The following is a 24,589-nucleotide window of genomic DNA, read 5'->3' on the forward strand; positions in this document are numbered from 1 at the left end:
TGGCGAGGCGACAAAACCAATCATCCAGATGTGTGGCCGGTAACCGACCACCAGCGCGGCAGCAATTGCCGGACCCTGGACTCGGCAAAACGGTCATCGATCAACATCACCACCCCACGGTCCTGCTGGGTTCGGATCACCCTTCCGGCGGCCTGCACAACCTTCTGTACGCCAGGAAACAGGTAGGTGTAGTCATAGCCGGCGCCAAAGATCGCGGCCATGCGCTGCTTCAGTTGTTCATTAACCGGATTCAGCTGGGCCAACCCCAGGGTAGCGATAAACGCGCCGATCAGCCGTGCGCCCGGCAAGTCGATACCTTCGCCGAACGCCCCGCCCAGCACGGCAAAACCGATTCCCTGGCTGTTCATCGTGAACTGCTCGAGGAAGGCCTGGCGCTGCCCTTCGTCCATGCCCCGCGACTGTGACCAGAGGCCAATGTGCGGGTGCTTATCGGCCAACAACTGCGCCACTTGCTGCAAGTAATCGAAGCTGCTGAAGAACGCCAGGTAGTTGCCCGGGCGTTGCTCGAACTGAGTAGCGATCAATTCGACGATGGGCGCAAGCGATGCCTGCCGGTGTACGAAGCGCGTGGATATCTGGCTGACAATGTGCACCTCCAGTTGGTCGGCGGTGAACGGTGATTCGACATCAATCCATACAGTGTTCGCCGGCAGGCCCAGCAAATCCGCATAGTAATGTTGCGGACTCAGGGTAGCGGAAAACAGTACGCTGCTGCGGGCCGCCGTGAGCCGTGGCCGGATGAAACCGGCGGGCACTACATTGCGCAAACAGAGCTGCGACACACTCCGTCTGGCGTTGAGGTCACGCTTGCTCACATCGAACAGGAACTGCTCATCGAACAGCTCGGCGACCCGGGAAAATTGCAGCGCCTCGAAATAGAAACCCTGCAGAGCGCTGTCCAGGCCCTGGGGATGGTCGTTGAGGTAATCGCCAATGGCCGAGATGCATAGCGAAAGCGCTTGAAGGAGTTTCCCCGGCGCCTGGGCGTAGGCCTGATAGGGGCGAATCTGCTCTTTGTGCAGGGCATTCCATTCGCGGTTCAGTCGTTGCAAGGATTTCTTCAACGGCTCTGGCGCATTATTGCGCACGCTGTTCAGAGTGGATTGATCGAGGCTTGCGCTGTACATCTGTCTGCCGCGCTCGACCAGGTTGTGGGCCTCGTCAACCAGAACCGAAACCCGCCACTGGTTGAGTTGGGCAAGACCAAACAGCAAGGCGCTGAAGTCAAAATAGTAGTTGTAGTCGGCAACCACCACATCGGCCCAGCGGGCCATCTCCTGACTCAGGTAGTACGGGCAGACCTCATGCCTGCGCGCGATATCCCGCAGGCTGCTCTGATCCCATAACCGCACCTGCACGGCCTCTTCCCGGGCCGCGGGCAGACGATCATAGAACCCCTTCGCCAAGGGACAGGATTCACCGTGACAGGCTTTGTCCAGGTGTTCGCAGGCCTTGTCTCGCGCCACCAGTTCAAGCACTCGCAGCGGCATATCGGGTGCGCTGTCGTAGATAACCCGGGCGGCATCGAGCGCAAGTTTGCGGCCCGGCGTCTTGGCGGTCAGGAAAAACACCTTGTCCAGTTGCTGCGGCGCCAGCGCCTTGAGCATCGGGAACAGCGTGCCGACGGTCTTGCCGATGCCGGTCGGTGCCTGGGCCATCAGGCAGCGACCGGTGCTTACCGCCTTGAAGACCGATTCGGCCAGGTTGCGTTGCCCCGGGCGAAAGTCGGTGTGGGGAAAACACAACCGCTGCGCCCCCTGATTCCGGTCGTCGCGGTGGGTCATCTCCTGCCCGGCCCACTGCAAAAACAAACCGCAGTGACGATTGAAAAAAAACTCCAGCCCCGCGGCGCTCCAGGCTTCAACGAACCGGGTTTCCTTTTCGCTGACGATATCGAAATACACCAGCGCCAGGCTGATCTCGGGCAGCTGCAATTTCTGGCACATCAACCAGCCATAGATTTTTGCCTGAGCCCAATGCAGCTCACGATGATTGGCCGGCATAGCACTCAGGTCGCCGCGATAGGTTTTCACTTCTTCGAGCTGATTCTGGTTGGGGTCATAGCCGTCCGCCCTACCCCTGACTCGCAATTGCTGGTACTGCCCCTGCAGCGCAACTTCGGTTTGATAACCCTCGTGACGTCGCGAGGCGACAGTGCGGTGGCCGACAATGCCTTCCAGCGCTGTGGGAGACGGGGTAAAGCGCAAGTCGAGATCGCCGACCTTGGCCGTGAATTCACATAAGGCGCGTACCGCGATGCTGTAGCTCACGCGTCCGGCTCCGCCCATTGCACATAACAGACGGCCACCGGCATCTGATGCTGATGACAGAACTCCAGCCAGCGCAGTTGGTTGTCTTGCAGGCGATCCCCCGGGCCTTTGACTTCGATCATGCGGTAGGTCTTTTGCTGCGGCCAGAACTGGATCAGGTCGGGCATGCCGGAACGGTTGGCCTTGATGTCCAGCAGCAAGCGATTGAACCAGTGTTTGAGGTGCTCGGCCGGCAGACAATCAAGGGACTGCTCGAGCAAGTCATCGGTCAAGACGCCCCAGAACACGAAAGGCGACTGCACCCCCGATTTGCTGGCGTAACGAGTGCGGATGGTCTGTGTGTAACGGCCATCATCCAATTCTGCCAGGCAGGCCTGAAACAGCTCGGCGCGCCGTGAATGAAAGTCCTCGTTGAGCAGGTCGACCGGCCCGCGTTGAAACGGGTGAAAAAACGCCCCCGGCAACGGCGCGAATATCGCCGGCCAACAGAGCAGCCCGAACAAGGAGTTGATCAGGCTGTTCTCGACATAGTGCACCGGCGCCAACTCCTCGGCGAGATGCGCCTGAACATGGAGTTCGACCGATAACGCCGGATCGGTTCTCGGCAAGCGAAGATCGAGCCGCAATGTATCCCGAGCGACCGCCCGAGGCATGGGCGGGCCACCGAGCTTGCGTCGCAGCCTTGGCAGGACTCGCAGCAGTTGCTGTTGTTCTGCGGCATTTTCCGGACATTGCCCGGCCTGGCTGGCGAGTGTCATTGCCAGTGAGTAGTCACCGCTGCGCTCTAGCACACGGATCAAGCGCAGCCGCGCGCCGGGATAAGCGCAGGCGCGATAGATTGTCAGGGCTGCCGGCAGATCGGCGATTCGCTCGCAGTGCTGGCCTATCTGGAACAGCAGCCTGGCGCGGCGCCTTTCAAGCCAGGGGTTGGCTGTGTCCAGGGCATTGATGTGCTCAAGTACCTCGTTCAATGGCTCACCGGCTTCGAAACGCCCCTGACAATCGTGCAGGTACAGAAAATCATCCACGTCTTTACGACTGCGCAAACCACGGGATTCGGAGCAAAATTCGACTTTTTCGTAGGTGAAGACGCCCAGGTCCGCCAATACGAATTCCGACCAGTCCTGATACAGGTTGCCGAAGAACATCAGCCGCAGCCGATCGCAAAGGCCCATGATGGTCAAGGTGAGGAGTTGATCGTCCAGGGTCGGACACCATTGGCTGAATGTGTGCGCTTCGCTGAACTGCTCGCTCAAAGACGCAAGCCAATCGGTTTTTTTTGCCTTGGGTTGATCGATCGCGGCTTTGAAGCACTGGAGAATTTCCGGTTTCTGCAAGACATCGAACAGTTCTTCGATCGTCAGCGACGCGTGCTCATCGACCCAACCCAGACGCCGCAACGGTGCAACCGCCGGCTCAATCTCACCGATTTCCTGGTAATGCAGTTTGCCCGCTCGAAAGCGCACGCCTTTGCGCATCACCATTCTGACGAGCAACGCCTGGGACGCTTGGGGTAGATGACCGAAGTCGAGAATGAACTGCTGCTCTTCAGCGCTCAGCACGTCGGCATAACGTTGCTCAAGCCAGGCGAGAACTTGCACGAAGTTGTTCAGGTAATAGAACGGATTGTCGAGCGGGTTGGAAGTCACGGATCAAGCGCGCCACATGAATGGGATACTGGTTATGCATACAGATACCAGCTCAGCCCCGGCGCTTGCAAACGGTATTGGATAAGCGGCCGGGCGTCGGACTTTTTTCTTGCCGGTACGAACTTTCTTTCAGTTAGTCACACCAACGCGGACAGCACTGCCTTCATGACTCGCTTGAGTGGAGGTGATCAAGTGCCTTTTGAACGAGAGGTTTATGCATGAACGTTAGAATCCTGGGTCTGCCGCTGGCAGTAGCGGCACTTCTGGCATTGGGCGGTTGCGCCTCGCCGACGGTCGTGACCCTGCACAATGGCACCCAGTACTTGACCAAAGAGACGCCGAAAACCAGGGATGGCTTTTACGAGTTCGAAGACATCTCGGGTAAGCGGGTGAAGATCAAGGCGGATGATGTCGTCACCGTTCGCCACGAAGACTGAATCCTGAAACCTGCGGGTGCCCCGAAAAGATCGTCCTGACGCGGCCCGAGCCTATCGGCAGCGCTTATAGAACTAAAATTAACTAATTGAAATATATAGTTTTTTTGTAGGAGCAGCCGATCGACGCTCGATTGCTCGCGATGGCGATGGCGATCTCAAGGATGCCATCGCCGGCAAGCCGTGCTCCTACAGGTGTTCTATGCGTGACAGCGCAGCGGCGAAGACGGGGTGTCGGGTTCGCGCTGCACTTTGTTGTGGTTAGGCGATGACGATGCCGGCGCCTGACAAGTGATCCAGTCCAACACCTACCAGAGTCACCGAATCGGTACCAAAGGTCAGTACCGTGTCGCTACCCACTGCGCTGGCATGCTCCCGGTAGTCATAACTTTGGCCCACGCCTTCGACACCCTGGAACACCAGTTTGTCGGTGGATTGGAAACCCAGGATTTTGTCGTTGCCGAAATCACCATTGAACAGGAAGGTATTGCTGCCCCCTCCCGACTCCATAAGGTCATTGCCGGCACCGCCGACAAAGACGTCGTTGCCTGTGGAGCCGATCAAGTGGTCGTTGCCGTCCAGGCCAAACAACCAGTCACCACCGGCATGCGCCTTGAGGGTATTGTCGCCCGCATCGCCCTTCACTGCCGACGCGTACTGCGTCAGGGTATTGCCGGCGAGCAGGCCCTTGTCGGTGACGCTGTGGGTCACGTCGTCCTTGAGCAGGCCCCACATAAATCCCGGCTCCTTGCTGGTCAGCGTGCCAATGTCGCGGGTGATGCTGATGCCGCCATTGGCATCACGAACATACAGCGTCCCGGCGCCGTCGTTGGCGAAATCGAAGTTTTTCACCGACTGCTGCAAATCCAGGGTGTTGCTGCCCTTGCCACCGAGCAGAATGTTGTAGCCGCCACTATCCCTGAAGGTGTCGTTGCCATCGCGACCCTCCAGGTAGTCGTTGCCGCGCCCTCCCTGGATCAGGTCGTTGCTGTCGGTGCCGATGATGAAGGTGCTGCCCTTGTGGGGTTCGGCGTTGCGGTTCAGGTCCTGGACCCAGGTGTTGCTGCGCGCCGGGTCCGAAAGGTTGGCGACGATGATGGTCGAGTCCTTGCTCGTCAAATCGTAGAATTTCGATTCAAGAACCCGGGTCATGCCGTCGCCGTAACCGGTTGGCAAATGGGAGATCCAGGTCGGGATGTTGGTGATGGAAAACGGCAGGATATTCCAGGCCGTGGAGGCGTAGTGATCGTTGAAGCTGACAATGTTGTTGGTTGCCGAATCCTGATGGGTATCGTGCACGCCCGCCGACGACAGGTTCAGTGACGAACCGTCCAGCACGCGGAACACCGGATCGTTTTCGTAGCCCACGTTGAGCACATTATTGCCGCTGCTTTGGGTCGGTGAGGCAAAGGCTACGTAGTTGGCATCTTTGTAGAACCCCGAAAAGTGATCGGTGCTCAGGTCGGCGAGGCTGTTGACCGCCAAGCCACCCAGGCTATGGCCGCTGACGACGATATCTTTGCCGGTGAGGCCGTTGGCACTGGCAAAAGTAGCCACGTCTTCAAGCAGCGAACCGAAGGCTTCGCCCGCGTAGTTTTTCGCATAATCCTTGGGCCCGAAGGCAGCCAGCAGGTCATTGATCACATCGCCGATGGAGTCGCTGATCTGCGATTCCCGCGGGCCGCTGGTGCCGCGAAAGGCAATGCCGATCGAGGTCAGGTGACCCTCGGCGTCGTACTTGCCGAGCACTTCGACCTGGGCACTGGTGTAACCGGCCTTTTCACCGAAGAAGGTTCCACGTGCGTCGACCTTGCCGTCATAACCCAGTTGCCCGGCGCTGATCGGCGTCCAGCCGGCTTTGTGTACCGCGTCCAATGCGGCTTTTTCCGAATCAGGGTTCCACGGTATTCCTGGAATGACACCCTGGGAGTCGGCGCCGCCGATCAACCCAGAGAGCAGCGTGGCCGGCAGTCCTAGCCCGAAACCATTGTGCTGGTAGCCGGCGGCAAAGCCGTTATCCAGGTTGTGGTAGGAGTAAAGAGCGATCGCCAGCGCATCGGAAAACAGCGCTTTGGAGTCCTCTGTACCGAGGTTTTTGTAGTCATAGACACCCATGGTATTGCCTCTCTTTGTTGGAATTGTCAGAGATTGCTCAACACGACGTTGCGAGGTATTAGTGCAATGTTGTTTTATCGAGGTTTAAGCAAATACGATCCCTGCCCCCGACAGGTTGTCCGGGCCGACGCCCACCAACGTCACCCCGTAGTTACCCACCGTCAGCAATGTGTCGTTGCCGATCTGCGAGAGGTGTTGCGTGTAGTCATAGCCTTGGCCTGCACCTTCGACACCCATGAACACCAGTTTGTCGCTGCCCTGATAGCCATGTATGGCGTCGAAACCGAACGCCCCGCTGAACAGAAAGGTGTTATTGCCACCACCGGTTGAGTGCATGACGTCATTGCCGCTGCCACCGACGAAGGTCACATGGTTTTTGCCGCTGCTCAGCAGATCGTCGCCCGCATTGCCGAACAGCCAGTCACCATCGAAACCGGCCGCCAGTGAATTGCCGTAGGCGTCGCCATTGAGCGAATGGCTGTAGAGACTCAGCTCAGTGCCGCTTCGCAGACCGGCCTGTGTCACGTAGTGGGTCACAACATTGTTGAGTGCACCCCAAAGCCAGCCAGGTTCTTTGCTCACCAGCGCGCCGATATCACGGGTCAGGCTGATACCGCCGTAGGCATCGCGCAGGTACAGCGTGCCGTCGCCATCGTTGGCGATGTCGAAGTTTTTCAGCGGCTGCTGCAGTTCGAAGGTATTGCTGCCCTTGCCGCCCAGCAGGATGTTGTACCCCCCGTCATCACGGAAGGTGTCATTGCCGTCACGACCTTCGAGGAAATCATTGCCGACACCGCCCTTGAGCAGGTCGTTGCTGTCGGTGCCGATGATGAAGGTGCTGCCCTTGTGAGGTTCGCCACTGCGATTGAGATCCGCCACCCAGGTGTTGCCACGCGCCGATTCCGACAGGGTGGAAACGATGAGGGTCGAGTCCTTGCCGGTGAGGTTGTAGAAGCCCGAGCTGATGACCCGGTTCAACCCGTCGGAATAACTCGGCGAGCCATGCGCCGACCAGTCCTGCGGGTTGAGAATGCTGAACGGCAACAGCTGCGTGGACGCGTAATGGTCATTGAAGTTGACGATATTGTTGGTCGCCGACCCTTGATGAGCATCGTGTTTACCCAAGGACCCTACGCTGAACGTGGTGCCGTCCAGCACCCGAAATACCGGGTCGTTTTCGTAACCGATGTTCAGCACGTTGTTGCCGGTGGCGCTCTGGGTTGGCGAGGCGAAAGCCACGTAATTGGCGTCTTTGAAGAAGCCTCCCCAATGGTCCGTGCTCATCTCGGCCAGGCTGTTGACCCCCAGACCGCCCAGGCTGTGGCCGCTGACCAGGATCTGCCTGGCGCTCAGGCCATGAGTGCTGGCGAATATCGCTACCTCATTGAGCAAACTGCCGAAGGCGTTCTGGACGTAGTGCTTCGCGTAATCCGCCGGGCCGACGGCGGCCAGCAGGTTGTTTTTCATGTCGCCAAAGGTGTCGCTGAAGCCCAGGCCGCCGGTGCCGCGAAAAGCAATGCCGATCGAGATCAGTTTGCCGGCAGCGTCATATTTGCCGAGGACTTCGGCCTCGGCGCTGGTGAAGCCTTCCTGCTCGCCAAAATAGGTGCCCTGGACACCCACCTTGCCTTGATGGCCCAATTGCCCGGCGTCGATCGGCGTCCAGCCCGAGGGCGTCAGAGGTTTACCGGTCGGCGTGTAGGCGTACAGCGCCAACGCCAGTGCATCGGCGTACAGCGCTTTGCAAGCGCCACTGCCCAATTGCTTATAGTCGAAAACACCCATGGTCTTGCCTCTTGGTTGTTGCTGTTGCGCGGTTGCGCTATTCAGAACTGCCAATCGAGCGTGAGCCCGACTCCATGGTCTTTCTCCCGGGAACCGAGCAGCCCGTTGTAATCCAGGTTCAGCTGGGTATCGCGCCCCAGGGAAAGCCCGGCACGCGCCCCGAGCACTGCCGCGTTGCGGTCCATGGAGACGCTTTGCACAGTGAACGGCGCGCCGCCGCTGGCAAATTCCACGTGATCTTCGGCGCCGGTATTGCTCAGGTGATGCTGCCAGCCGAGGGATCCGGAAAGGTCCAGTTGCTGCTTATCGGAGAGTGCGAAACCTTTACTTGCCCGCAGGCCCAGGGTCGACAGCACGGCATCGCGGTTGTCGTCTGCGCCCTGGAGCGCGGCGGCGTCACCTTTCTCGGTGAAGCTGTCGCGGCTCACATGCACGTAAGCGAGGTTGGCGAAGGGTTCCAGCGTCAGCGCCGGCAGCTCCAGCCGATACGCCGCTTCGGTGAACAGCTGGGTACTTTGTGCGTCACCTTTGGTTTTCTGCTGGCCGGAAACATCGCCATATTGCAGATCGCGTTTGACGTCGATTCGGTGCCAGCCATAGGCGCCGCCGAGGCTCAGACGCACAGCGCCGAACGCGTGCCCGGCATAGACCCCCAAGTGGTAGCTGTCGACCGATGCCGAGGAGTGGGTGCCGTCGCCCATGCTCAGGGAACTGTCGCTGTAACCGGTAACGAAGCCCAGACGAGTGTCTTCGCTGAGCAGGCCATCCACGCCGGCCAACAGACCGCCGATGGAGCTGTTGTCGCTCGCGTTGTCATGGCCACCGTCGGTCTTGCCCCAGGAGCCCAGCACTTTGACCCAGGCGTTGCTCTGGTCATCGGTCGGGGTTGCCGCGTCGTAGAGGTCGTCCTGACGCAAGCGCTCGCCCACCGCATCGCGCAGGTAACGGCTGTCATGGATCAGCAGCGTGCCGATCGCCGGATGGATTTCCCCGGACAATTGCTGGAAGGCTTGCCGCGCGCTGCTGGCCGTCGGCGACAACAGCAGGCTTTCGAACACTGGATTACCAGCCCCCAATTGCTCGGCCGCGGCGGCTACGGAACGCTGGTTCGGCGTTTGCCCGACGCTGGCGAAGGCGGTTGCGTTGCGTTCGATAGCCAGTTGTACGCCAGTTGCCGCGTAGTCGAGGCTGGCACCGAGAAACAGATAGTTCGGTACCACGGCAGCAAAACGCCCTGCGATACCGCCCGCGGCCTCAAGAATGTCGTACTGACGGCCCAGCAGGCTTTTCGCTTGAGCGGGACTCAGCAGCGTCGGGCTGTTTTCCAGCGCGAGGGTCACGCTGGCACCGCTGACAGTCGCCGTGCCGCCGGCAACGATGCGGTCGCTGCGGGTTTCGGAAAGCTCCACGGCATAGGTCGAGCCCGGCTCGAAGGTGACATCACCGGCTACCTGCAAGGTTCCGATCGAGTTACCGGGGGCGATGGTCCCGCCGCTTTTCGCGGTCAGCGATCCGACACGGCCCGAGCCGCCGAGGATGCCGCTGTTGTTGACTGTGACGTCGGATATGAGCGAACCGTTAACCGCCAGCCGTCCCTGATTCACCAGTGTCGGGCCGGCATAGGTGTTGGCCCCGGTCAGCACCAGGGTGCCGATCCCCTGCTTGGTCAGACCGCCGTGGCCGGAAATGTTGTTGCGCCACACGTCCAGGCCGCACTGTACGTCGGTGCACACCCGCTCAGTGGGTTTGCCGGCATCCACAATCGCGCCGATTCCCGGCAGATCGGCAACGAACTGCCCGGAGCCGTAAGCCCCATCGATACGGAATTCCTGCGGGATATCGGCTTGGGTGACAAACATCCCGGGGCCATCGATCCCTTTGCGCAAGTCGATCATTCCCCAGCCGTAGAGCGCATCGATACCCGGAGCGCCCATGTCGGTTGCGGTGGTCTTCAGCACCGTAGCGATTTGCGCACCGGTCATGTACGGGAAGCGCTCCATCAGTACCGCGGCACTGCCGGCGACATGGGGCGCGGCCATCGAGGTGCCGTTTTTATTGGCATAACCGACGGTCAAATCATCCAGCGTAGTGCCACCGATCACGGCACTGTAGATCCGGCTACCCGGCGCGGACACACAGAAACTGGCGGTATAGCCACAGCGAGATGAGAAGGTACTGATGTTGTAAAGATCCGGACTGTTGGTGTCCGGGTTTTTCTGCAGACTGGCAACCGTTAACCAGTTGGGTGCAATTTGCGGGACGAAATACGCCAGGCCGGCAATTGCGTCCGGGTTATTGAGGTTGTAGTCATTGCCCGCGGCGAATATGGTGACAATGCCGCTGCGGGCCGCATCGATGGCCCCCTGATAAGCGCCCCCCGATCTGGTGTGCAACAGCGGTCCGATCTGATCGAACTGCAGCTGCGCATCCTGCACCGTGAAGTGCGGGAAGGCCGGATCGCGTCCTCCCTGATCAAAGCGCTCAGTGATGCCAATGCCCCAGCTGTTGTTGATGACCCGCGCGCCACTGGCGATCAGTCCGTCCCAGCCGGCTTTATAAACCGCACCATCATTACCGAGAATAATGCCGTCCTCGGGTCCCGGGTCGCCGTTCTCGGCACTGATAATCCGGGCATTGAAGGCCACGCCGTGCATGGGCCCACCATCACGGTCACCCGCGGCAATCCCGCCGACATGGGTGCCATGAGAACCCAATTTGCCGTTGGAACCCACGGACGGTGTGCCGTCATAGCGGAAAGCATCCCCGGCTTTCACCGGAATATAGGGGTCGGTGTATTCCCGAATGCCACTGGTAACCAGCGTGAGCAACTTGTTCGGGCTGGCGAACTCGGGATGCTGCGCATAGACCGGCTGATCGAAAATACCCAGCTTGACGCCTTTACCGGTGTAACCGGCCGCATAGGCATCTTGCGCATGAATCGCGCCCAGCCCCCATTCAGCGTTGAATTCACTGCTGCGCCAGCTGTCGGGATCACCCTGTTTGCCGCTTTCGACATAAGGTGCCGCCTGCGCGCCGCCGATTGCTGCCAGGCAACCCATCAACGTGCCACCCAGCATTTTTGCTGGCTGGAACCTGCGCCCCTGAAAAAGATTGACGTCTCTACGCTTAAATTCCATTACCGCTACCGTCCTTAGTTGTCTTGCCAAAATCCTCGCGCCTTCAGCTGGGCGGTGCAGCGTTTAACGGGTTCGGGGCCGCGACATGAAGGCTTCGTCGACCTTGGCCAGATCGTCTTCGCGCAAGGTGCCGGCGTAGTAATGCAACTTGGTCCAGGCCATCAGATAGTCGTAACGAGCCCGGGCCAGATCCCGGCGTGTGGTGTAGAGCTGCTGCTGGGCATTCAAGGCGTCGAGGTTGACCCGCTCGCCACCGAGGATGCTTTGCCGGGTCGAAATCACCAGCGCTTCGGCTGAACTCAGGGCTTTCTGATACGCCTGCAACTTGCTGACTCCAGACAGGCAGGCGCTGAACTGGCGACGCAGTTCGATCAGGGTCTCCCGGGTTTTCGCATCCAGTTCGTACTCGGCCTGCTCCATCGAGCGGCTTGCCTGGCGGGTGGACGCAGACACCCCGCCACCGGCGTACAGCGGCACGCTGATTTCGATGCCAATGGTGTTGGTGTCATAGCGCTGGTTGTAGGTGTTGCCGCTTTCCGATTCGTTTTGCCGGACAGAGGCATAGGCGCTTACTTTGGGCAGGTGCCCGGCGCGATTGCGCTCGACCTCGAATCGGGCCGCTTCCAGCGCCTGACGCCGGGAAGCGAGGATCGGGTTGTTGGTGACCGCCAGTTCATGCCAGACATCGAAGTTGGCCGGCTGCAGAGTGAAGGACTCGAAAGAATCGCCCAGCGGGGCCAGATCGCCGATGTCCACCGCAGGTACACCGATCAGAGCACCCAGTTCGCGCAAGGCCGCATCCTGCTCGTCGCGCGCTTCGATTTCCTCGGCGCTCGCCAATTCAAAGCGCGACTGCGCTTCGAGAATGTCGGTGCGGGTGCCCTCGCCCTGGCGAAACAGCTGTTCGTTCTGCTGGAACTGTTCCTCCAGAGCTTTTTTCCTGGCCTGCGCGATGTCGATTTGATCCTGCGCGAACAGCGCTTGGGTATAGGACGTCAGCACCCGGACCAGCAGCTCCTGGCTTTTGCCGCGAAAATTTTCGTCGGCATACAACGCCTGTGCCACCCCCTTGCGGTAAGAAGCATAAGCCTCGTAATCAATCAAAGGTTGCTGCAGGGTCAAGGCCGAGCCGTAGCTGTTGTAGTTGCGATCATCGTGAGTGGTGCCGCGCCGGCCATCCAGGTTGGTCGCCCTGGAATTATTGCGCCCCTTGTTGTAGGTGTAACCGAGTTTGGGCAACAGCCCGGCGCGGCCGATGGCACGGTTCTCAAGGCCCGCATCGCGTTCCTTGATGGCGCCGAGAAACACTGGATCATTGCGCAGCGCCTGCTCGTAGACCTCGAACGGCCCCATGGCTTGCACACTGGTACACGCGAGGAGCGCAACGGCTGCCCCGAGCATGGAAAGCTTATTCATACGCCGGAACATCCCTATTGCTCGGTCAATGCGGAACCTGCCCGATCGAGCAGAGGTTTGAACAAGTAATTGAGGAGCGAACGCTCGCCCGTGCGCACGAACATTTCCGCCGGCATACCGGGCTTGATTACCAACCCGTTGAGCTTCTCCATGGCCACATCACTGACGCTGCTGCGCAACACGTAATACGGCACACCGGTTTTTTCATCGACCATCTGGTCGGCCGAAATCAGGCTGACTTCGCCTGGTACACGGGGCGTACGGCTCTGGTTGAACGCGGTGAACAGGATGTCCACCGGCAAGTTGCCGCCGACCTTGTCGATCAGGTTCACCGGCAGGTGCCCTTCCACCTCCAGCCGGGTGCCTTGCGGAACGATTTCCAGCAATGTTTCACCGGGCCGCACCACCGCGCCTTCGGTGTGTACACCCAGGCTCACGGCAATGCCGTCGGCCGGCGCATTGATCTCGCTGTGTTGCAGATCGAATCCGGCCGAGGTGAGCTGCTGCTCCAGGGTCAGACTTTTCAATTGTGCGTCGGCCAGCTGGCTGCGGACTTCTTTCTGGTATTCCTCGCTGTGTTGCTGCAGCTTCAAGCGCGACTCAAGAATGCCCTGCTCGACACGCCCGCTTTCACCGGTGTTTTTCGCCTGGTCCTGCTGCACTTGCGACAACTGTCGTTCGTATTCCATCAAGCGGTTGCGCGGAATGTAACCGTTGGCTGCCAGCGGACGCAGGTTGTTCAGTTGCTCACGCAGGGACTCGGCCTGCGCGCTCAGATCAGTGTGGGCGCGGCGCATCCCGGCCAGTTGTGCGCTAGCGCCTTCGATGTTGGCGCGAATGCCGGCTTGCTCCCGGGCAAAGGCTTCGCGTCGACTGCTGAACAGTTGCCGCTGGCCTTCGAGCACCAGCGCCAGTCGCGGGTCGGGATCGCTGCTCAACCCGGCAGGAAAACTGACCTGTTTGAGGTTGTCGCGTTCACTCTGCCAGCGCGCCACGCTGGCCCAGGCCATCCGGTACTGCGCTTGCAGGGATTGAACATCGGCGGCGACCCGGGTCTGATCCAGCACAAACAACGGCTGCCCCTGCTTGACCACCTGCCCTTCACTTACCAGAATCCGGCTGACGACACCGCCACTCAGCGATTGCACGGCTTTGCGCTTGCCCGAGACCACCACAGTGCCCTGCACTGGAATCCCTTGATCGAGCGGCGCAAGGCTCGCCCAGGCAAAGAAACTGCCGGCACCAAGGATTGCCAGAAGCCAGCCCATACGGGCAAAAAAGCGCGCGTCGCGTTCAGGGTGCGCCGGCGCATAACCTTGTTCGATTGTCATGTCGCTGTCCTTGCTCATGCGCCACTGTTCCTGTTTGCAGCCTGATACTGACGACTGAGGCTGAGCCCGGCCGGTGTGGGGGATGGGGCTTTTTCCCGTTGCGGCTCCTGAGCGCCGGACAATGCCTTGAGGACTTCATGGCTTGGGCCGAAGGCTTGCAGGCGCCCTTCGTTGAGCACCAGCAACTTGTCGGCCTGGGCCAGCGCCGAAGAGCGGTGAGTCACCAGAATCACGCTGGTCCCTTGGGCTTTCATCTGCGCAATGGCGGCCGCCAGGGCCGCTTCGCCGACGGTGTCCAGGTTCGAGTTCGGCTCATCGAGCACCACCAGGCTTGGGCCGCCATACAGGGCACGGGCCAGGGCCACACGCTGCTTTTGGCCGCCGGACAGGCCGCTGCCATCCTCCCCCAATACCGTGTCGTAGCCTTGCGGCAGGCGCAGAATCAGTTCGTGAACACCGGCCTGCCGGGCCGCCTCGACGACTTTCTGCGGGTCGGTGTCGCGAAAGCGCGCGATGTTTTCGGCAATGCTGCCGCTGAACAATTCGATGTCCTGAGGCAAGTAGCCGATGTAGGGCCCGAGGTCATCGCGATTCCAGCGATGAATATCAGCACCGTCCAGGCGCACCGTGCCTCCCAGGGTCGGCCAGACACCCACCAGCACCCGCGCCAGTGTCGACTTGCCCGAGCCGGAAGCACCGAGTACCCCCAGCACTTCCCCCGCAGCAAGACCGAAGCTGACCTGATGCAAGGTCGCCGCCCGCTTGCCCGGCGGTCCGGCGCTGACCTGTTCGAAGGCCACCTGACCTTTGGGCGCTGGCAAGGCCATGGCGCTGTCGCTGGGCGGGAACCCTTGCAGCAAGGTGTCCAGGCGCTGGTAGGCCAGCTTCGCCGAGCTCCATTGCTTCCACACGGCGATCAATTGGTCGATCGGGCTCAAGACCCGTCCCATCAGGATTGAGCCGGCAATCATCATCCCGGCAGTCATGTCGCCCTTGATCACCAGCAACGCGCCCAGCCCCAGTACCAGTGATTGCAGGCACAGGCGCAGGGTTTTACTGAGGGAGCTGATGACCGCGCCGGTATCGCTGGCCTGATTCTGCAAACCGAGAAAGCGCGAATGCACCTCAAACCAGCGTTTGCGCAAAACCCCGAGCATGCCCATGGCCTGAATGGTTTCGGCGTTGTGCAGATGACTGGTGGCCAACTGGCTGGATTTTTGCGAATAGCCACTGGCTTCACCCAGCGGCTTTTTGGTCATGGCTTCGTTGAGACACGCCAGCGCGATCAGCAGCAACGCACCGGCCGTGGCCAGCACGCCGAGCCAGGTATTGAACACAAAGATCACGAACAGATAGACCGGAAACCACGGTGCGTCGAAGAAGGCGAACAGCGCCGGTCCCGTGACGAACTGGCGAATGTACGTGAGATCCCCCAGCGACTGACCGGCATTACCCTCGCCCTTGAACAGGTTGCGTTCGAACGCGGCCCTGTAGACCCGCAGGTTGAAGCGGCGCTCCAGTTGGCTGCCGATCCGGATGACGATGAAGCTGCGGATGATTTCCAGCAGACCGATAAACGCGAAAAACCCGACCACCATCAAGGTCAACATGGCCAGGGTGGTTTCGTTCTGCGAAGAGAGCACCCGGTCATAAACCTGAAGCATATAAATCGACGGTACTAACATCAGTACGTTGATCAGCGCGGTGAAACAACCAACGCTGATCAGGGTACTTTTATAATCGCCCAGTGCCTGCAACAGCGGTGCAACGGGAGTGGTCTTCGCCATCTTCATGAGTCTTCCCTGAGCTAATACCCGCGCGATAGTTCGGCGAGGGTTCAATGTATTGTCCGCACACGCGTCGAGACGTTATTGGAGGATTGAAACGTGCAGGCGAAAGAACCTTATTGCCAGACGAAATAAGGTTCGAGGTAGTTATTAGCTGCCTGTTTTAAACTACCGATACGCGCATATAAACATCGCCTACTCTATTAAGCGCAGCGTTGTGTTTTATTACTGAGGGCGGTGCAGAACAAGTACAGTCCCTGACTTCAAAGTGGCGTGATAGAGCCCTTCCCGCTGTCGGCCTAAATGAATGATCCTCGAACCTTCTTTACCCGTCAGCGATATTCCATCCGGTTCCGGAAACCAGCCGCTGGGTGTTTCACCCAACCAACCGGCGACACATTCGAGTTCTCCGGCCAGGGTCTGGTTTTGTGCAAGCTCAAGCATGCAGACTTTCGTTGGCTCATCTTGCTGGTGGATCTGCCACTTCCCGGCCAGTTCCGAAGGGTCGGGTAATCTCAGGCTTCTTGCCATGCTGGCATCTCCAAAAAACATCATCAGCGTCGCGATCAACCACGCTGCGGCCCTGGTAAAGGCGGTCTGGTTCATAGGGTGTTTCATTCCGGGCTTTAGCCTCGCTTACACGAGGAGTCGATGCAAGGACAGGGAGCAGCGCATGCGCGCCGCCCCTGCTTTTACTTCGCCTTGCTGCTACGCCACGATGTCCGTGACTGCCGCTTGCCCGACGGTGGTGACCAGAAAGTCAGCCACACCGTGCCCGGAGAAGTCCACGGCCAGGGTGCTCAGGTTCATTCCCGAGGCATAGCTCAGCACCGCTTCGCCGGCAGAACCTGTGAATGAGTTGACGAAGTGCAGCCCCGTTCCAGCGCTAATGCCGGTCAGATCGATCTTGTCCAGGCCGCCGACAAAATCCATGATCTGGTCGGCTGCGCCCGGTCTGGAGTCCGAGCTTGCGCCAAACACGAAAGTGTCGGAACCGGCACCCCCCCAGAGCTTATCCGCGCCGCCGGCACCGTAGATGATGTCGTTGCCAGCACCGCCCTTGAGCACGTTGGCCGCGCTGTTACCAATCAGCAGGTCGTTGCCCGAACCGCCAATGGCGTTTTCGATGGTCACGCCTTTGGCAATGGACACGTTACCCACCAGGCCGCCAACGTCGGAGAATGAGGCTTCATTGAGGTTGATCTTCTGGTTTTGGGTAAAACCGGAGAAGTCAAAGGTGTCCTTGCCGCCCGCGTCCCACACCGAGAACACCAGCTTGTCCGAGGACGAGCTCGCACTGAGAAAGTCGCGACCGGCGTTGGAGTTGAAACCGTAGGTGGTGTCACCGGCACGGGTGTTCATGTTGGCGCCGTAGAGCTTTTGCACCGCAGCGATATCGTCCATCAACGGGCCGGATGAATAAGCCTCGACACCGCCTTTGCTGAAGTTCTGGCTGGTGTTGCTTTCACTCCAGTAGCTCATGAGGCTGTAGCCGCGAGAGTCCTGCCCATAGGACGCATCGTTATAGGTCGGATTGCCTTCGCCGGCATTGTAGTCGCCGGGGTGAGACAGGCCGAGGGTATGACCGATCTCGTGAGTCAGGGTTTGACGGCCGTAGTTGTTCACACCCGGGGCTTTGTTGACGTTGTAGCCACTGCCGGTCAGGTACCAGGACTGACCGTCATAGCCAGGCTCGGTACCCGGCAGGAAAGCAAACGCTGCCGCCCCTTCCTGACCGCCACTGTAGTTGCCGAAGGTCATGTGACCGTCGCCGCCCTTGGCGGCCTCAGTGAAGGTGACATTGGCCACATCTGCCCAGGATTGCATGGCGAGCACGGACTGAGCCTTTTGCAAGGCGCTGAACTGGCTGAAGCCAGTGACACCCAGGCCGCTGAAATTGGATGTTGGCGAAGTCAGAAACGTGTAGGTAAGTTCAATCTTGCCGCTGCCATTGAGATCTTGCCATGAAGCACCATCACGCAAGATCTGAGTCGCGGCCTGATCTACAGAGAAGGAGGGTTTGCCATTGACCGTGAGGTCGTCGCCACGGTCATACTGATGGCTGAAACTATCGATCTGGTTGAACGCCGAACTTGATGTGGCCTGTGGCGCCCATTGTTGTTCAGCTGCAACGATAGCGTTCTCTTTGACTTTCGACATAAACACACTTCCTTGTTTGCAATGGAACAGTTTTTTTCAGATAGCGACAATCTCTGGCGAGATCGTCCTATCACTCGCCCAATGAAGGCGAAAGAAAACTGACACAATTCGAAAACAAACGTCCACTACTTTTTTTGAGATCGAATTGTGTGGTTCCAGCAAACTCCCGGAAACAATGCCTGCAGGGTCTAAATATTTTGGGTGATTCCGCTCTCCCGACCAATTGTCCGACAATCTACTATTTAAATATTAAATAAAGGCAAGTTCGTTTTTATTCACTACATCGCGGCTTTATCAACTACTCGCGCGTGCGCCATCCTGTTGCGTTTAATGCGTGTAGTAATGTCTCTGGGTCGAGGGCAGGAACCAAGGTGCCAGTGGCCGTCCTCATGTGTTCGCCTGCCAGCAGCGCGTTTATGATCGCCTCCTCCACCGCCTCGGCGGCAGCGCTGAACAACGGCGAAATATGGTCATTGTTGAGCATCTCAAGGGACGTGCTCATTGGCAGGTCTTTACGTCCATAGTCCGCGGGCGGCAGGTCATGGTTGCCGGTGGCGAAGGCCAGGAAAATATCGCCGCTGGAATCTTCGGTACCGCCGCCGGTGCGGGCGATGCCGATCGATGCCCGTTGCGCCAGGCGTTGGCACTGATGAGGCAACAATGGCGCGTCGGTGGCCAGGATCACCACGATCGACCCCATGCCCGGCGTGCCCCTCTCATCGAAGGGCGACGGGATATCCGTCAATTGCCGACCGACTGGATAACCATCGACCCGCAACTCTTCACGCTTGCCATGGTTGGCCTGTACCAGCGCGCCGACGGTCCAGCCGCCCTGTTGCGCCGACAGTTTGCGCGAGGAGGTACCGATCCCGCCCTTGAACTCATGGCAGATCATCCCGGTGCCGCCACCGACCGCACCTTCCTGAACCGGGCCGGTCCCGGCATTGGCCATGGCTTCGAGCACCTGTTGCGGGCCGACATGCTGCCCCCAGATATCGTTGAGCACGCCGTCGTAGGTTTCCATCACCACCGGCATGCACCAATACACCGCCGGATCGGCCAGGCTGTCGTGCTCCCGGGCGATCAAGGCATCGCGAACCACGCCCACGCTATGAGTGTTGGTGATCGCCAGAGGTGTGGCCAGCAGCCCCGCTTCGCGAATCCACTCAAGGCCCGTGGCGTCACCGTTACCGTTGAGCACATGGCAGCCGGCGAAGCACGGTTGCAGTCGCGCATGGCTTGCTCGCGGCTCGATCAACGTCACGCCAGTGCGTACCTGCTTGCCGTTGACCTCGGTCTTTAGGGTGCTGTGCCCTACCCGTACGCCAGAGACATCAGTGATGGAATTGAATTGACCGGGTGTTCCCAGGCCCAGGCGGATGCCCAGTTCACGTGCACGCATAACCACTCCTTACAACTTCTGGAACGCCGGGCTGAACCGGCCGTTGGTGCCATACAAAATTACCGACACTGCCAGCAGCCCGATAATCACCATGATGTCCCTGGCCGAAGCCTCAAGGAACAGATTGAACAATAAATAACCGGCGCCGAGCACCGCCAGCAATGCGGGCAATGGCCACAGCGGCATGCGGTAAGGATGCTGCCGATCGCGCAGCACCACCCGACTCATCAATGCACTCAAGGCGACGATCAGGTAAACCAGCATGATCAGCAGCACGCTGAAAGAAGTCATGTCTGCCAGGTTCGAGCTGAAACTGAGCAGCGCCGATGGAATTGCCAGAAACAGCGTGGCCAGCCACGGCGAATCCCAACGCGGATGAATACGGGTGAACAGCCGGTTGACGGTGGGCGTCCACAGGGCGTCGCGGCCGCTGCTGAATACCACCCGGCCGATCTGGATCACGATCGCGACGATGGCGTTGAACACCGACAGGAAAATCCCGGCGCTGACCACACGGGACAGGGTTTCGTTGCCATGACTGGTGAGCAGATAGCCGATCGGGTCAGCGCTGTTGATCATCTCGCTGAGGGACGGTGCGCCGATCAGTAACGCGGTCAAGGGCACCAGTTCGATGACCACCACCAAACCCAGCGACCAGAGCACAGCTTTGTGCACGCCGCGCCCGCCGCATTTCATGTCTTCGCCCAGCACCACCGCCGAGCCAAATCCGTTATAGGAGAACAAGCCGATACCTATGGCGCCAATCACCAGAGCCCAGGGTGCCAACTGCAAAGCGCCGTTTTCGACGATCTGCGGTTGCAACAGGATGCTTGCCGGTTGCGAGGCATGACCGAAGCCAATAAACACAATCACCAGCATCGCCGCGACTTCCAGCAGCAGACAGGTGCCGGTGATCCAGGCGTTGAGTTTGATATTCAGAATGCCCAGCAGGTAACTGCACACCACAATGAGCAGGGCGACGGTCTGTGAATCGAAATGACTCCCCAACGCGTTGTTCAGATAGGTCGCGGCGCCGGTGGCCAGCACCGGCGGAATGAACAGCAACATCGCCAACACCGTCAGGAAGGTCGCATAACCGGCCATGCCGCCAAACACTCGCTTGGCGTACACGTATTCACCACCGGCACTGTTGTGAGCCCTACCCAGCTCGGCGTAACAGTAGGCGAACATCATGGCCAGTAAACCGGCCATGACGAACGCGAGAAACACTCCGGTGCCAGCCTGATGAATCGCGAACGGCGCGATCACGAACACCGAACTGGCCGGTGTCACGCTCGAGACGGTAATCGCCACGACGTCGAAGACACTCAACGTGGGTTTCAGGGTGCCGTTTGGTGCTGCGGGAGAGCTCATATCGTTATCCTCCTGGTTATTTTTAGTCTGAGGCAGAAACGAAAAAGGGACCGGGGGTGCGTTCCGGGCCGCACTGGGTGGGGCTACTCTAGGCAGCACGACAACGGCGGCCAATTCCCCTATTGGAGTACTCCCCTTGACCTTGGGCGCAAAAAGGTTGAAACCGTCGGCCGGGTTTTGATTTTTTGAATGTGGAGCAACACACATGAGCAGTCTGTTCAGGGAAGTCGGTATGCACGCGGGACTGGGTCGCACCCTCTCGCAGGTCGGCACCGAGCGTTTTTGGAAGCAGCTTGTTTTGTTGTTGCACCAATGCCTGCCGTTCGATAACGCTCTGGCGATTTTCTATCCGCAAGACGGCCTGCCCCAGGCGCTGGAAGAGTACGACGCCGAACCCTCGAGCAAACCGGCGTCGATGCTGACCTACCTCAATGGTTTGTACCTGCTGGATCCGTTTTTCCAGGCGTGCCGTGAAGGCTACCCCAGCGGCCTGTATCGGCTGGAGGAAGTGGCACCCGATCACTTCCGGCAAAGCGAATACTTCCACAGCTACTTTCACGAGAACGTGCGCGAAGACGAGGTGCAGTTCATTCTTCAGCTTCCCGGGGCCGGAACGCTGTCACTGTCGTTGGGCATGCAGCGCGTGTTCACCGCGGATGAAGTGGGCCAACTGACCACCCTCGCTGCCTGGGTACTGCCGCTGATGCAGCAGCACTGGCAGCAGAGCAGCCAGCGCACACAGGCGCCGGCACAGGATGAAATGGCCAGTCAGATCCGCGATGCCCTGAGCCAATTCGGCTGCGGCGTACTGTCGGACCGCGAACTGGAAATCGCCCGGCTGATCTTGCGCGGGTTTTCCTCCAAAGCCATGGCCGAGCGGCTGAAAATCTCACCGGACACCATCAAGGTTCACCGACGGCATCTGTACGCCAAGCTGGATATCTCATCGCAACCGGAACTGTTTTCGTTGTTTATTCAGTCGTTGGGGCATGATCTGGAAAATCCTTGAGGCCTTCGGCAGACTCAGGCATTCAACGAAAATGTTCATCTGGTTGGCCCGAGCAGCGCAATCAACGCTTCCTGCAGCGCCTCGCCCTCCTGCTGTGCCGTGCAACCGTGCAGTTCGCCGGCACAAATCTGCTCCACCAGCATGCGCATCAGTCGGCCACTGGTGCAGTTCTGCGAGAGCTTTCCGAATTTACGTTGATGGTCTGGAAGATGGCGGTAGACCTCGTCCCGAGACAGGTGAAACGAGGCGTGTTCGATCAAGCCATGGGGCACGATTTCACAGGCTCCGGCAAGTTCATCTGAGACCGCGTTTGCCGGTTTTACGACCGCTTCGCGGCCGGACGTAGCCTGGCGGCAACTGCTACGGAGTGTATACAGTTCATTCAATAGCGCGTTCGACTCAATTACGACCGCTGCGCGGCCGGACGTAGCCTAGCGGCAACTGCTACGGAGTGTGCAGTTCATTCAATAGCACGCTTGACCCAATTACGACCGCTGCGCGGCCGGACGCAGGCTTCGCCAGCTGCTACAGGAAGACGCGTTTGCCGTGAGTGCATATCCCCGGCAAATGAGCTTTACGTAGCAGCTGGCGAAGCCTGCGTTCGAGCGCGCAGCGGTCGTAAAACAGTCACCTCAGGTATTAAAGCCAACAGGCATCCCACAGCGGATAATCGTGGACACGCTTGACCAGGCCTGCTCGCAGAGGGTTGCGGACAACGTAACGAGCAAGGTCTTTTACATCATCATCCTGACGCGCTGCGCGGTCGTAATAACCCTTTTGCCATAAGCGCCCTCGCCGTCCCATTGCTTGATTCACCGTCAAACTGCTGCGTGATTTGACTCGGCACATCAGTTCGGCCAGCGTTTTGTCCTGGAGTTGGAGCAACCAGTGAAAGTGATCCGGCATCACCACCCAAGCCAATGAATCTGTCCACCCATCTTCTTGAGCAAGCCGAAACTGCTCCACAACCAACCGCCCCAAACGCCAGTCGGAAAAAACCGGTTGGCGCTGATGCACAACAACGGTCAGCAGATAAATTCGCCCCACCTCAGAAACACGGCCAATGCACAGACGATCAGCATTTGTCGCAACAGGCATTCCTTTGCCTCCTCATCATTAGAAAGGAGGCCCAGAACCTACAGGGTTGAACGTCTGTTAGCTGGCTCGATAATCGACCAGATATTACCTGTCAGCTCCCCGTCCTGATCTTGTTCCACAACCGAGTGCGAATCCGGTCGATGTCCAGCGGCATGGCTTCCAGAGCGAACAACTTGCCCATCATTTCCGGGCTTGGGTAGACCTTGGTGTCGCTCTTGATCGCCGGATCGATCAGGCTGTCGGCCTGTTCGTTGCCGTTGGCGTAGTGCACATAGTTACTGATGTCGGCCATGACGTCCGGACGCAGCAGCTCGTTCATAAAGGCGTAACCGGCCTTCTCGTCCGGGGCGTCGGCGGGCATGGCGACCATGTCGAACCAGATTGCTGCGCCTTCTTTTGGGATCGAATAGCCGATTTCCACACCGTTTTTGGCTTCACTGGCGCGGCTTTCGGCTTGCAGGATGTCGCCGGAGAAGCCCACGGCTACGCAGATATCGCCGTTGGCCAGGTCACTGGTGTATTTGGATGAGTGGAAATAGCTCACATACGGCCGGACTTTCATCAGCAGTTCTTCCGCTTTTTTGTAGTCCGCCTGATTCTTGCTGTGGTGCGGCAGGCCGAGGTAGTTCAGCGCAGCCGGCAGCAATTCCGGACCGTTATCGAGAATCGCCACGCCGCACTTCTGGAGCTTTTTCATGTTCTCGGGTTTAAAGATCAAATCCCAGGAGTCCACCGGCGCATTATCGCCCAGTACCGCTTTGACCTTGGCAATGTTGTAGCCAATCCCGGTGCTGCCCCACAGGTACGGAAAACCGTGCTCGTTGCCCGGATCGTTGGTTTGCAGGGCCTTGAGTAATACCGGGTTGAGGTTTTTCCAGTTCGGTAGCTGGCTCTTGTCGAGCTTCTTCAGCGCCCCGCCCTGAATCTGCCGGGCCATGAAATGGTTCGAAGGGAACACCACGTCATAACCGGATTTGCCGGTCATCAGCTTGCCGTCGAGGGTTTCGTTGCTGTCGTAGACGTCATAAGTGAAAGCGATGCCGGTTTCCTTCTGGAAGTTTTTCATCGTGTCCGGCGCGATGTAGTCCGACCAGTTATAGATCTTGACGGTCTCGGCCGCCTGACTGAGTGAAGCGAGGAGCATCAACGGAGCTAACTTCAACGAAGCGGTGGTCATACGGATCATGAGTCGATTCCTGATTATGTACGGCTGTTTTTGTCAGGCAGGTTTTCGGTTGATCAGCGGATCAAAAAATCAAAACGTAAGTCTTGCGCACGGTTTCCTGGATATCCCAGATCCCGGTGCTGTTGGCCGGCAACATCAGTGCGTCGCCCGCTTCTATTTGTAAAGTTTCACCGTCATCCGGGGTGAAGGTGCAGCGGCCCTGAATGAAGTGACAGAACTCTTGGGCAACGATCTGCCGCCGCCAGCGACCGGGCGTGCATTCCCAGATGCCGGTTTCAACGCCGTCGTTGCGTTCGACGCACGTCACCGAGGTAACGGCGATGGGCGTACCCAATGGCACGGCTACCGGGTTCGATTCGTCCAGGATGGCGGTGGCGGTATGTTTGAACTGTGTGATGCTCATGGTGGTCCTTAC

General features: G+C 59.0%; 17 protein-coding genes and 1 pseudogene. 2 read left to right on the top strand and 16 right to left on the bottom strand.

Going from position 1 to position 24,589, the window contains the following annotated elements; translation table 11 throughout:
- Positions 1 to 20: 20 nt before the first annotated feature.
- Both AC07W5_RS17705 and AC07W5_RS17710 read right to left on the bottom strand, forming a co-directional pair.
- A complete protein-coding gene (locus AC07W5_RS17705) occupies positions 21 to 2,291 on the bottom strand; it encodes an ATP-dependent DNA helicase (RefSeq protein WP_495023966.1) in 2,271 nt (756 codons plus the stop codon).
- The gene (locus AC07W5_RS17710) at positions 2,288 to 3,940 is read right to left on the bottom strand and encodes a VRR-NUC domain-containing protein (protein WP_495023967.1); all 1,653 of its coding nucleotides are present in this window, start codon (positions 3,938 to 3,940) and stop codon (positions 2,288 to 2,290) included. The genes AC07W5_RS17705 and AC07W5_RS17710 overlap by 4 nt, the downstream gene beginning before the upstream one ends.
- Before the next feature lie 218 nt (positions 3,941 to 4,158).
- On the opposite strand from AC07W5_RS17710, the gene AC07W5_RS17715 reads away from it, so the two are divergent.
- Positions 4,159 to 4,377, top strand: a complete 219-nt coding sequence (locus tag AC07W5_RS17715; protein WP_495010795.1) for a YgdI/YgdR family lipoprotein — start codon at positions 4,159 to 4,161, stop codon at positions 4,375 to 4,377.
- 258 nt (positions 4,378 to 4,635) lie between these two features.
- On the opposite strand, the gene AC07W5_RS17720 is transcribed toward AC07W5_RS17715, so the two are convergent.
- The 10 genes from AC07W5_RS17720 to AC07W5_RS17765 all read right to left on the bottom strand — a co-directional run bounded on the left by AC07W5_RS17720 (position 4,636) and on the right by AC07W5_RS17765 (position 20,881).
- Entirely contained in the window at positions 4,636 to 6,489 is a 1,854-nt protein-coding gene (locus AC07W5_RS17720) for a polyurethane esterase (RefSeq protein WP_495023968.1), read from the bottom strand.
- An 84-nt stretch (positions 6,490 to 6,573) separates the two neighbouring features.
- Positions 6,574 to 8,274 (bottom strand): polyurethane esterase, encoded by a 1,701-nt coding sequence (locus tag AC07W5_RS17725; RefSeq protein WP_495023969.1) that lies wholly within the window; start codon positions 8,272 to 8,274, stop codon positions 6,574 to 6,576.
- Between the two features lie 41 nt (positions 8,275 to 8,315).
- Positions 8,316 to 11,351, bottom strand: coding sequence for an autotransporter domain-containing protein (locus AC07W5_RS17730; protein ID WP_495024019.1), 3,036 nt, complete (start codon positions 11,349 to 11,351; stop codon positions 8,316 to 8,318).
- 123 nt (positions 11,352 to 11,474) lie between these two features.
- Positions 11,475 to 12,839, bottom strand: a complete 1,365-nt coding sequence (locus AC07W5_RS17735) for a TolC family outer membrane protein (RefSeq protein WP_495010798.1) — start codon at positions 12,837 to 12,839, stop codon at positions 11,475 to 11,477.
- A gap of 2 nt (positions 12,840 to 12,841) precedes the next feature.
- The gene (locus tag AC07W5_RS17740; protein ID WP_495023970.1) at positions 12,842 to 14,176 is read right to left on the bottom strand and encodes an HlyD family type I secretion periplasmic adaptor subunit; all 1,335 of its coding nucleotides are present in this window, start codon (positions 14,174 to 14,176) and stop codon (positions 12,842 to 12,844) included.
- On the bottom strand, positions 14,173 to 15,951 hold the full coding sequence (locus AC07W5_RS17745; protein WP_495010800.1) for a type I secretion system permease/ATPase: 1,779 nt from the start codon (positions 15,949 to 15,951) through the stop codon (positions 14,173 to 14,175). Before AC07W5_RS17745 ends, AC07W5_RS17740 begins: the two co-directional genes overlap by 4 nt.
- 219 nt (positions 15,952 to 16,170) lie before the next feature.
- Positions 16,171 to 16,551 (bottom strand): AprI/Inh family metalloprotease inhibitor, encoded by a 381-nt coding sequence (locus tag AC07W5_RS17750; protein ID WP_494994913.1) that lies wholly within the window; start codon positions 16,549 to 16,551, stop codon positions 16,171 to 16,173.
- A 102-nt stretch (positions 16,552 to 16,653) separates the two neighbouring features.
- Entirely contained in the window at positions 16,654 to 18,105 is a 1,452-nt protein-coding gene (locus tag AC07W5_RS17755) for a serralysin family metalloprotease (RefSeq protein ID WP_495023971.1), read from the bottom strand.
- Between the two features lie 298 nt (positions 18,106 to 18,403).
- On the bottom strand, positions 18,404 to 19,507 hold the full coding sequence (locus AC07W5_RS17760) for a DmpA family aminopeptidase (RefSeq protein WP_495023972.1): 1,104 nt from the start codon (positions 19,505 to 19,507) through the stop codon (positions 18,404 to 18,406).
- 9 nt (positions 19,508 to 19,516) lie between these two features.
- Positions 19,517 to 20,881 carry an APC family permease gene (locus AC07W5_RS17765; RefSeq protein ID WP_495023973.1) on the bottom strand — a complete coding sequence of 455 codons (1,365 nt, stop codon included), beginning with the start codon at positions 20,879 to 20,881 and terminating at the stop codon, positions 19,517 to 19,519.
- Positions 20,882 to 21,086: 205 nt separating this feature from the next.
- Here AC07W5_RS17765 and AC07W5_RS17770 point away from each other — a divergent pair, with 205 nt between their 5' ends.
- Positions 21,087 to 21,890 carry a helix-turn-helix transcriptional regulator gene (locus tag AC07W5_RS17770; protein WP_495023974.1) on the top strand — a complete coding sequence of 268 codons (804 nt, stop codon included), beginning with the start codon at positions 21,087 to 21,089 and terminating at the stop codon, positions 21,888 to 21,890.
- A 41-nt stretch (positions 21,891 to 21,931) separates the two neighbouring features.
- Here the strand turns inward: AC07W5_RS17770 and AC07W5_RS17775 are convergent.
- The 4 genes and pseudogenes from AC07W5_RS17775 to AC07W5_RS17790 form a co-directional block, all read right to left on the bottom strand.
- Positions 21,932 to 22,183 (bottom strand): annotated as a pseudogene (locus AC07W5_RS17775) (transcriptional regulator FeaR); the annotation flags it as partial.
- 346 nt (positions 22,184 to 22,529) lie between these two features.
- Complete coding sequence (locus tag AC07W5_RS17780; RefSeq protein ID WP_495023975.1) at positions 22,530 to 22,988, bottom strand: REP-associated tyrosine transposase; 459 nt, start codon at positions 22,986 to 22,988, stop codon at positions 22,530 to 22,532.
- Between the two features lie 91 nt (positions 22,989 to 23,079).
- On the bottom strand, positions 23,080 to 24,174 hold the full coding sequence (locus tag AC07W5_RS17785; RefSeq protein ID WP_494994907.1) for a polyamine ABC transporter substrate-binding protein: 1,095 nt from the start codon (positions 24,172 to 24,174) through the stop codon (positions 23,080 to 23,082).
- Positions 24,175 to 24,235: 61 nt separating this feature from the next.
- Complete coding sequence (locus AC07W5_RS17790) at positions 24,236 to 24,577, bottom strand: cupin domain-containing protein (protein WP_494994906.1); 342 nt, start codon at positions 24,575 to 24,577, stop codon at positions 24,236 to 24,238.
- Positions 24,578 to 24,589: the final 12 nt, after the last annotated feature.

Source organism: Pseudomonas sp. GW821-FHT01E05 (assembly GCF_059422425.1).

Bases quoted from the DNA above. Each gene is read 5' to 3' on its own strand.
- AC07W5_RS17715 (WP_495010795.1), top strand. From the start codon at position 4,159: ATGAACGTTAGAATCCTGGGTCTGCCGCTGGCAGTAGCGGCACTTCTG.
- AC07W5_RS17720 (WP_495023968.1), bottom strand. From the start codon at position 6,489: ATGGGTGTCTATGACTACAAAAACCTCGGTACAGAGGACTCCAAAGCG.
- AC07W5_RS17725 (WP_495023969.1), bottom strand. From the start codon at position 8,274: ATGGGTGTTTTCGACTATAAGCAATTGGGCAGTGGCGCTTGCAAAGCG.
- AC07W5_RS17730 (WP_495024019.1), bottom strand. From the start codon at position 11,351: ATGCTGGGTGGCACGTTGATGGGTTGCCTGGCAGCAATCGGCGGCGCG.
- AC07W5_RS17735 (WP_495010798.1), bottom strand. From the start codon at position 12,839: ATGTTCCGGCGTATGAATAAGCTTTCCATGCTCGGGGCAGCCGTTGCG.
- AC07W5_RS17740 (WP_495023970.1), bottom strand. From the start codon at position 14,176: ATGAGCAAGGACAGCGACATGACAATCGAACAAGGTTATGCGCCGGCG.
- AC07W5_RS17745 (WP_495010800.1), bottom strand. From the start codon at position 15,951: ATGAAGATGGCGAAGACCACTCCCGTTGCACCGCTGTTGCAGGCACTG.
- AC07W5_RS17750 (WP_494994913.1), bottom strand. From the start codon at position 16,551: ATGAACCAGACCGCCTTTACCAGGGCCGCAGCGTGGTTGATCGCGACG.
- AC07W5_RS17755 (WP_495023971.1), bottom strand. From the start codon at position 18,105: ATGTCGAAAGTCAAAGAGAACGCTATCGTTGCAGCTGAACAACAATGG.
- AC07W5_RS17760 (WP_495023972.1), bottom strand. From the start codon at position 19,507: ATGCGTGCACGTGAACTGGGCATCCGCCTGGGCCTGGGAACACCCGGT.
- AC07W5_RS17765 (WP_495023973.1), bottom strand. From the start codon at position 20,881: ATGAGCTCTCCCGCAGCACCAAACGGCACCCTGAAACCCACGTTGAGT.
- AC07W5_RS17770 (WP_495023974.1), top strand. From the start codon at position 21,087: ATGAGCAGTCTGTTCAGGGAAGTCGGTATGCACGCGGGACTGGGTCGC.
- AC07W5_RS17780 (WP_495023975.1), bottom strand. From the start codon at position 22,988: ATGCCTGTTGCGACAAATGCTGATCGTCTGTGCATTGGCCGTGTTTCT.
- AC07W5_RS17785 (WP_494994907.1), bottom strand. From the start codon at position 24,174: ATGATCCGTATGACCACCGCTTCGTTGAAGTTAGCTCCGTTGATGCTC.
- AC07W5_RS17790 (WP_494994906.1), bottom strand. From the start codon at position 24,577: ATGAGCATCACACAGTTCAAACATACCGCCACCGCCATCCTGGACGAA.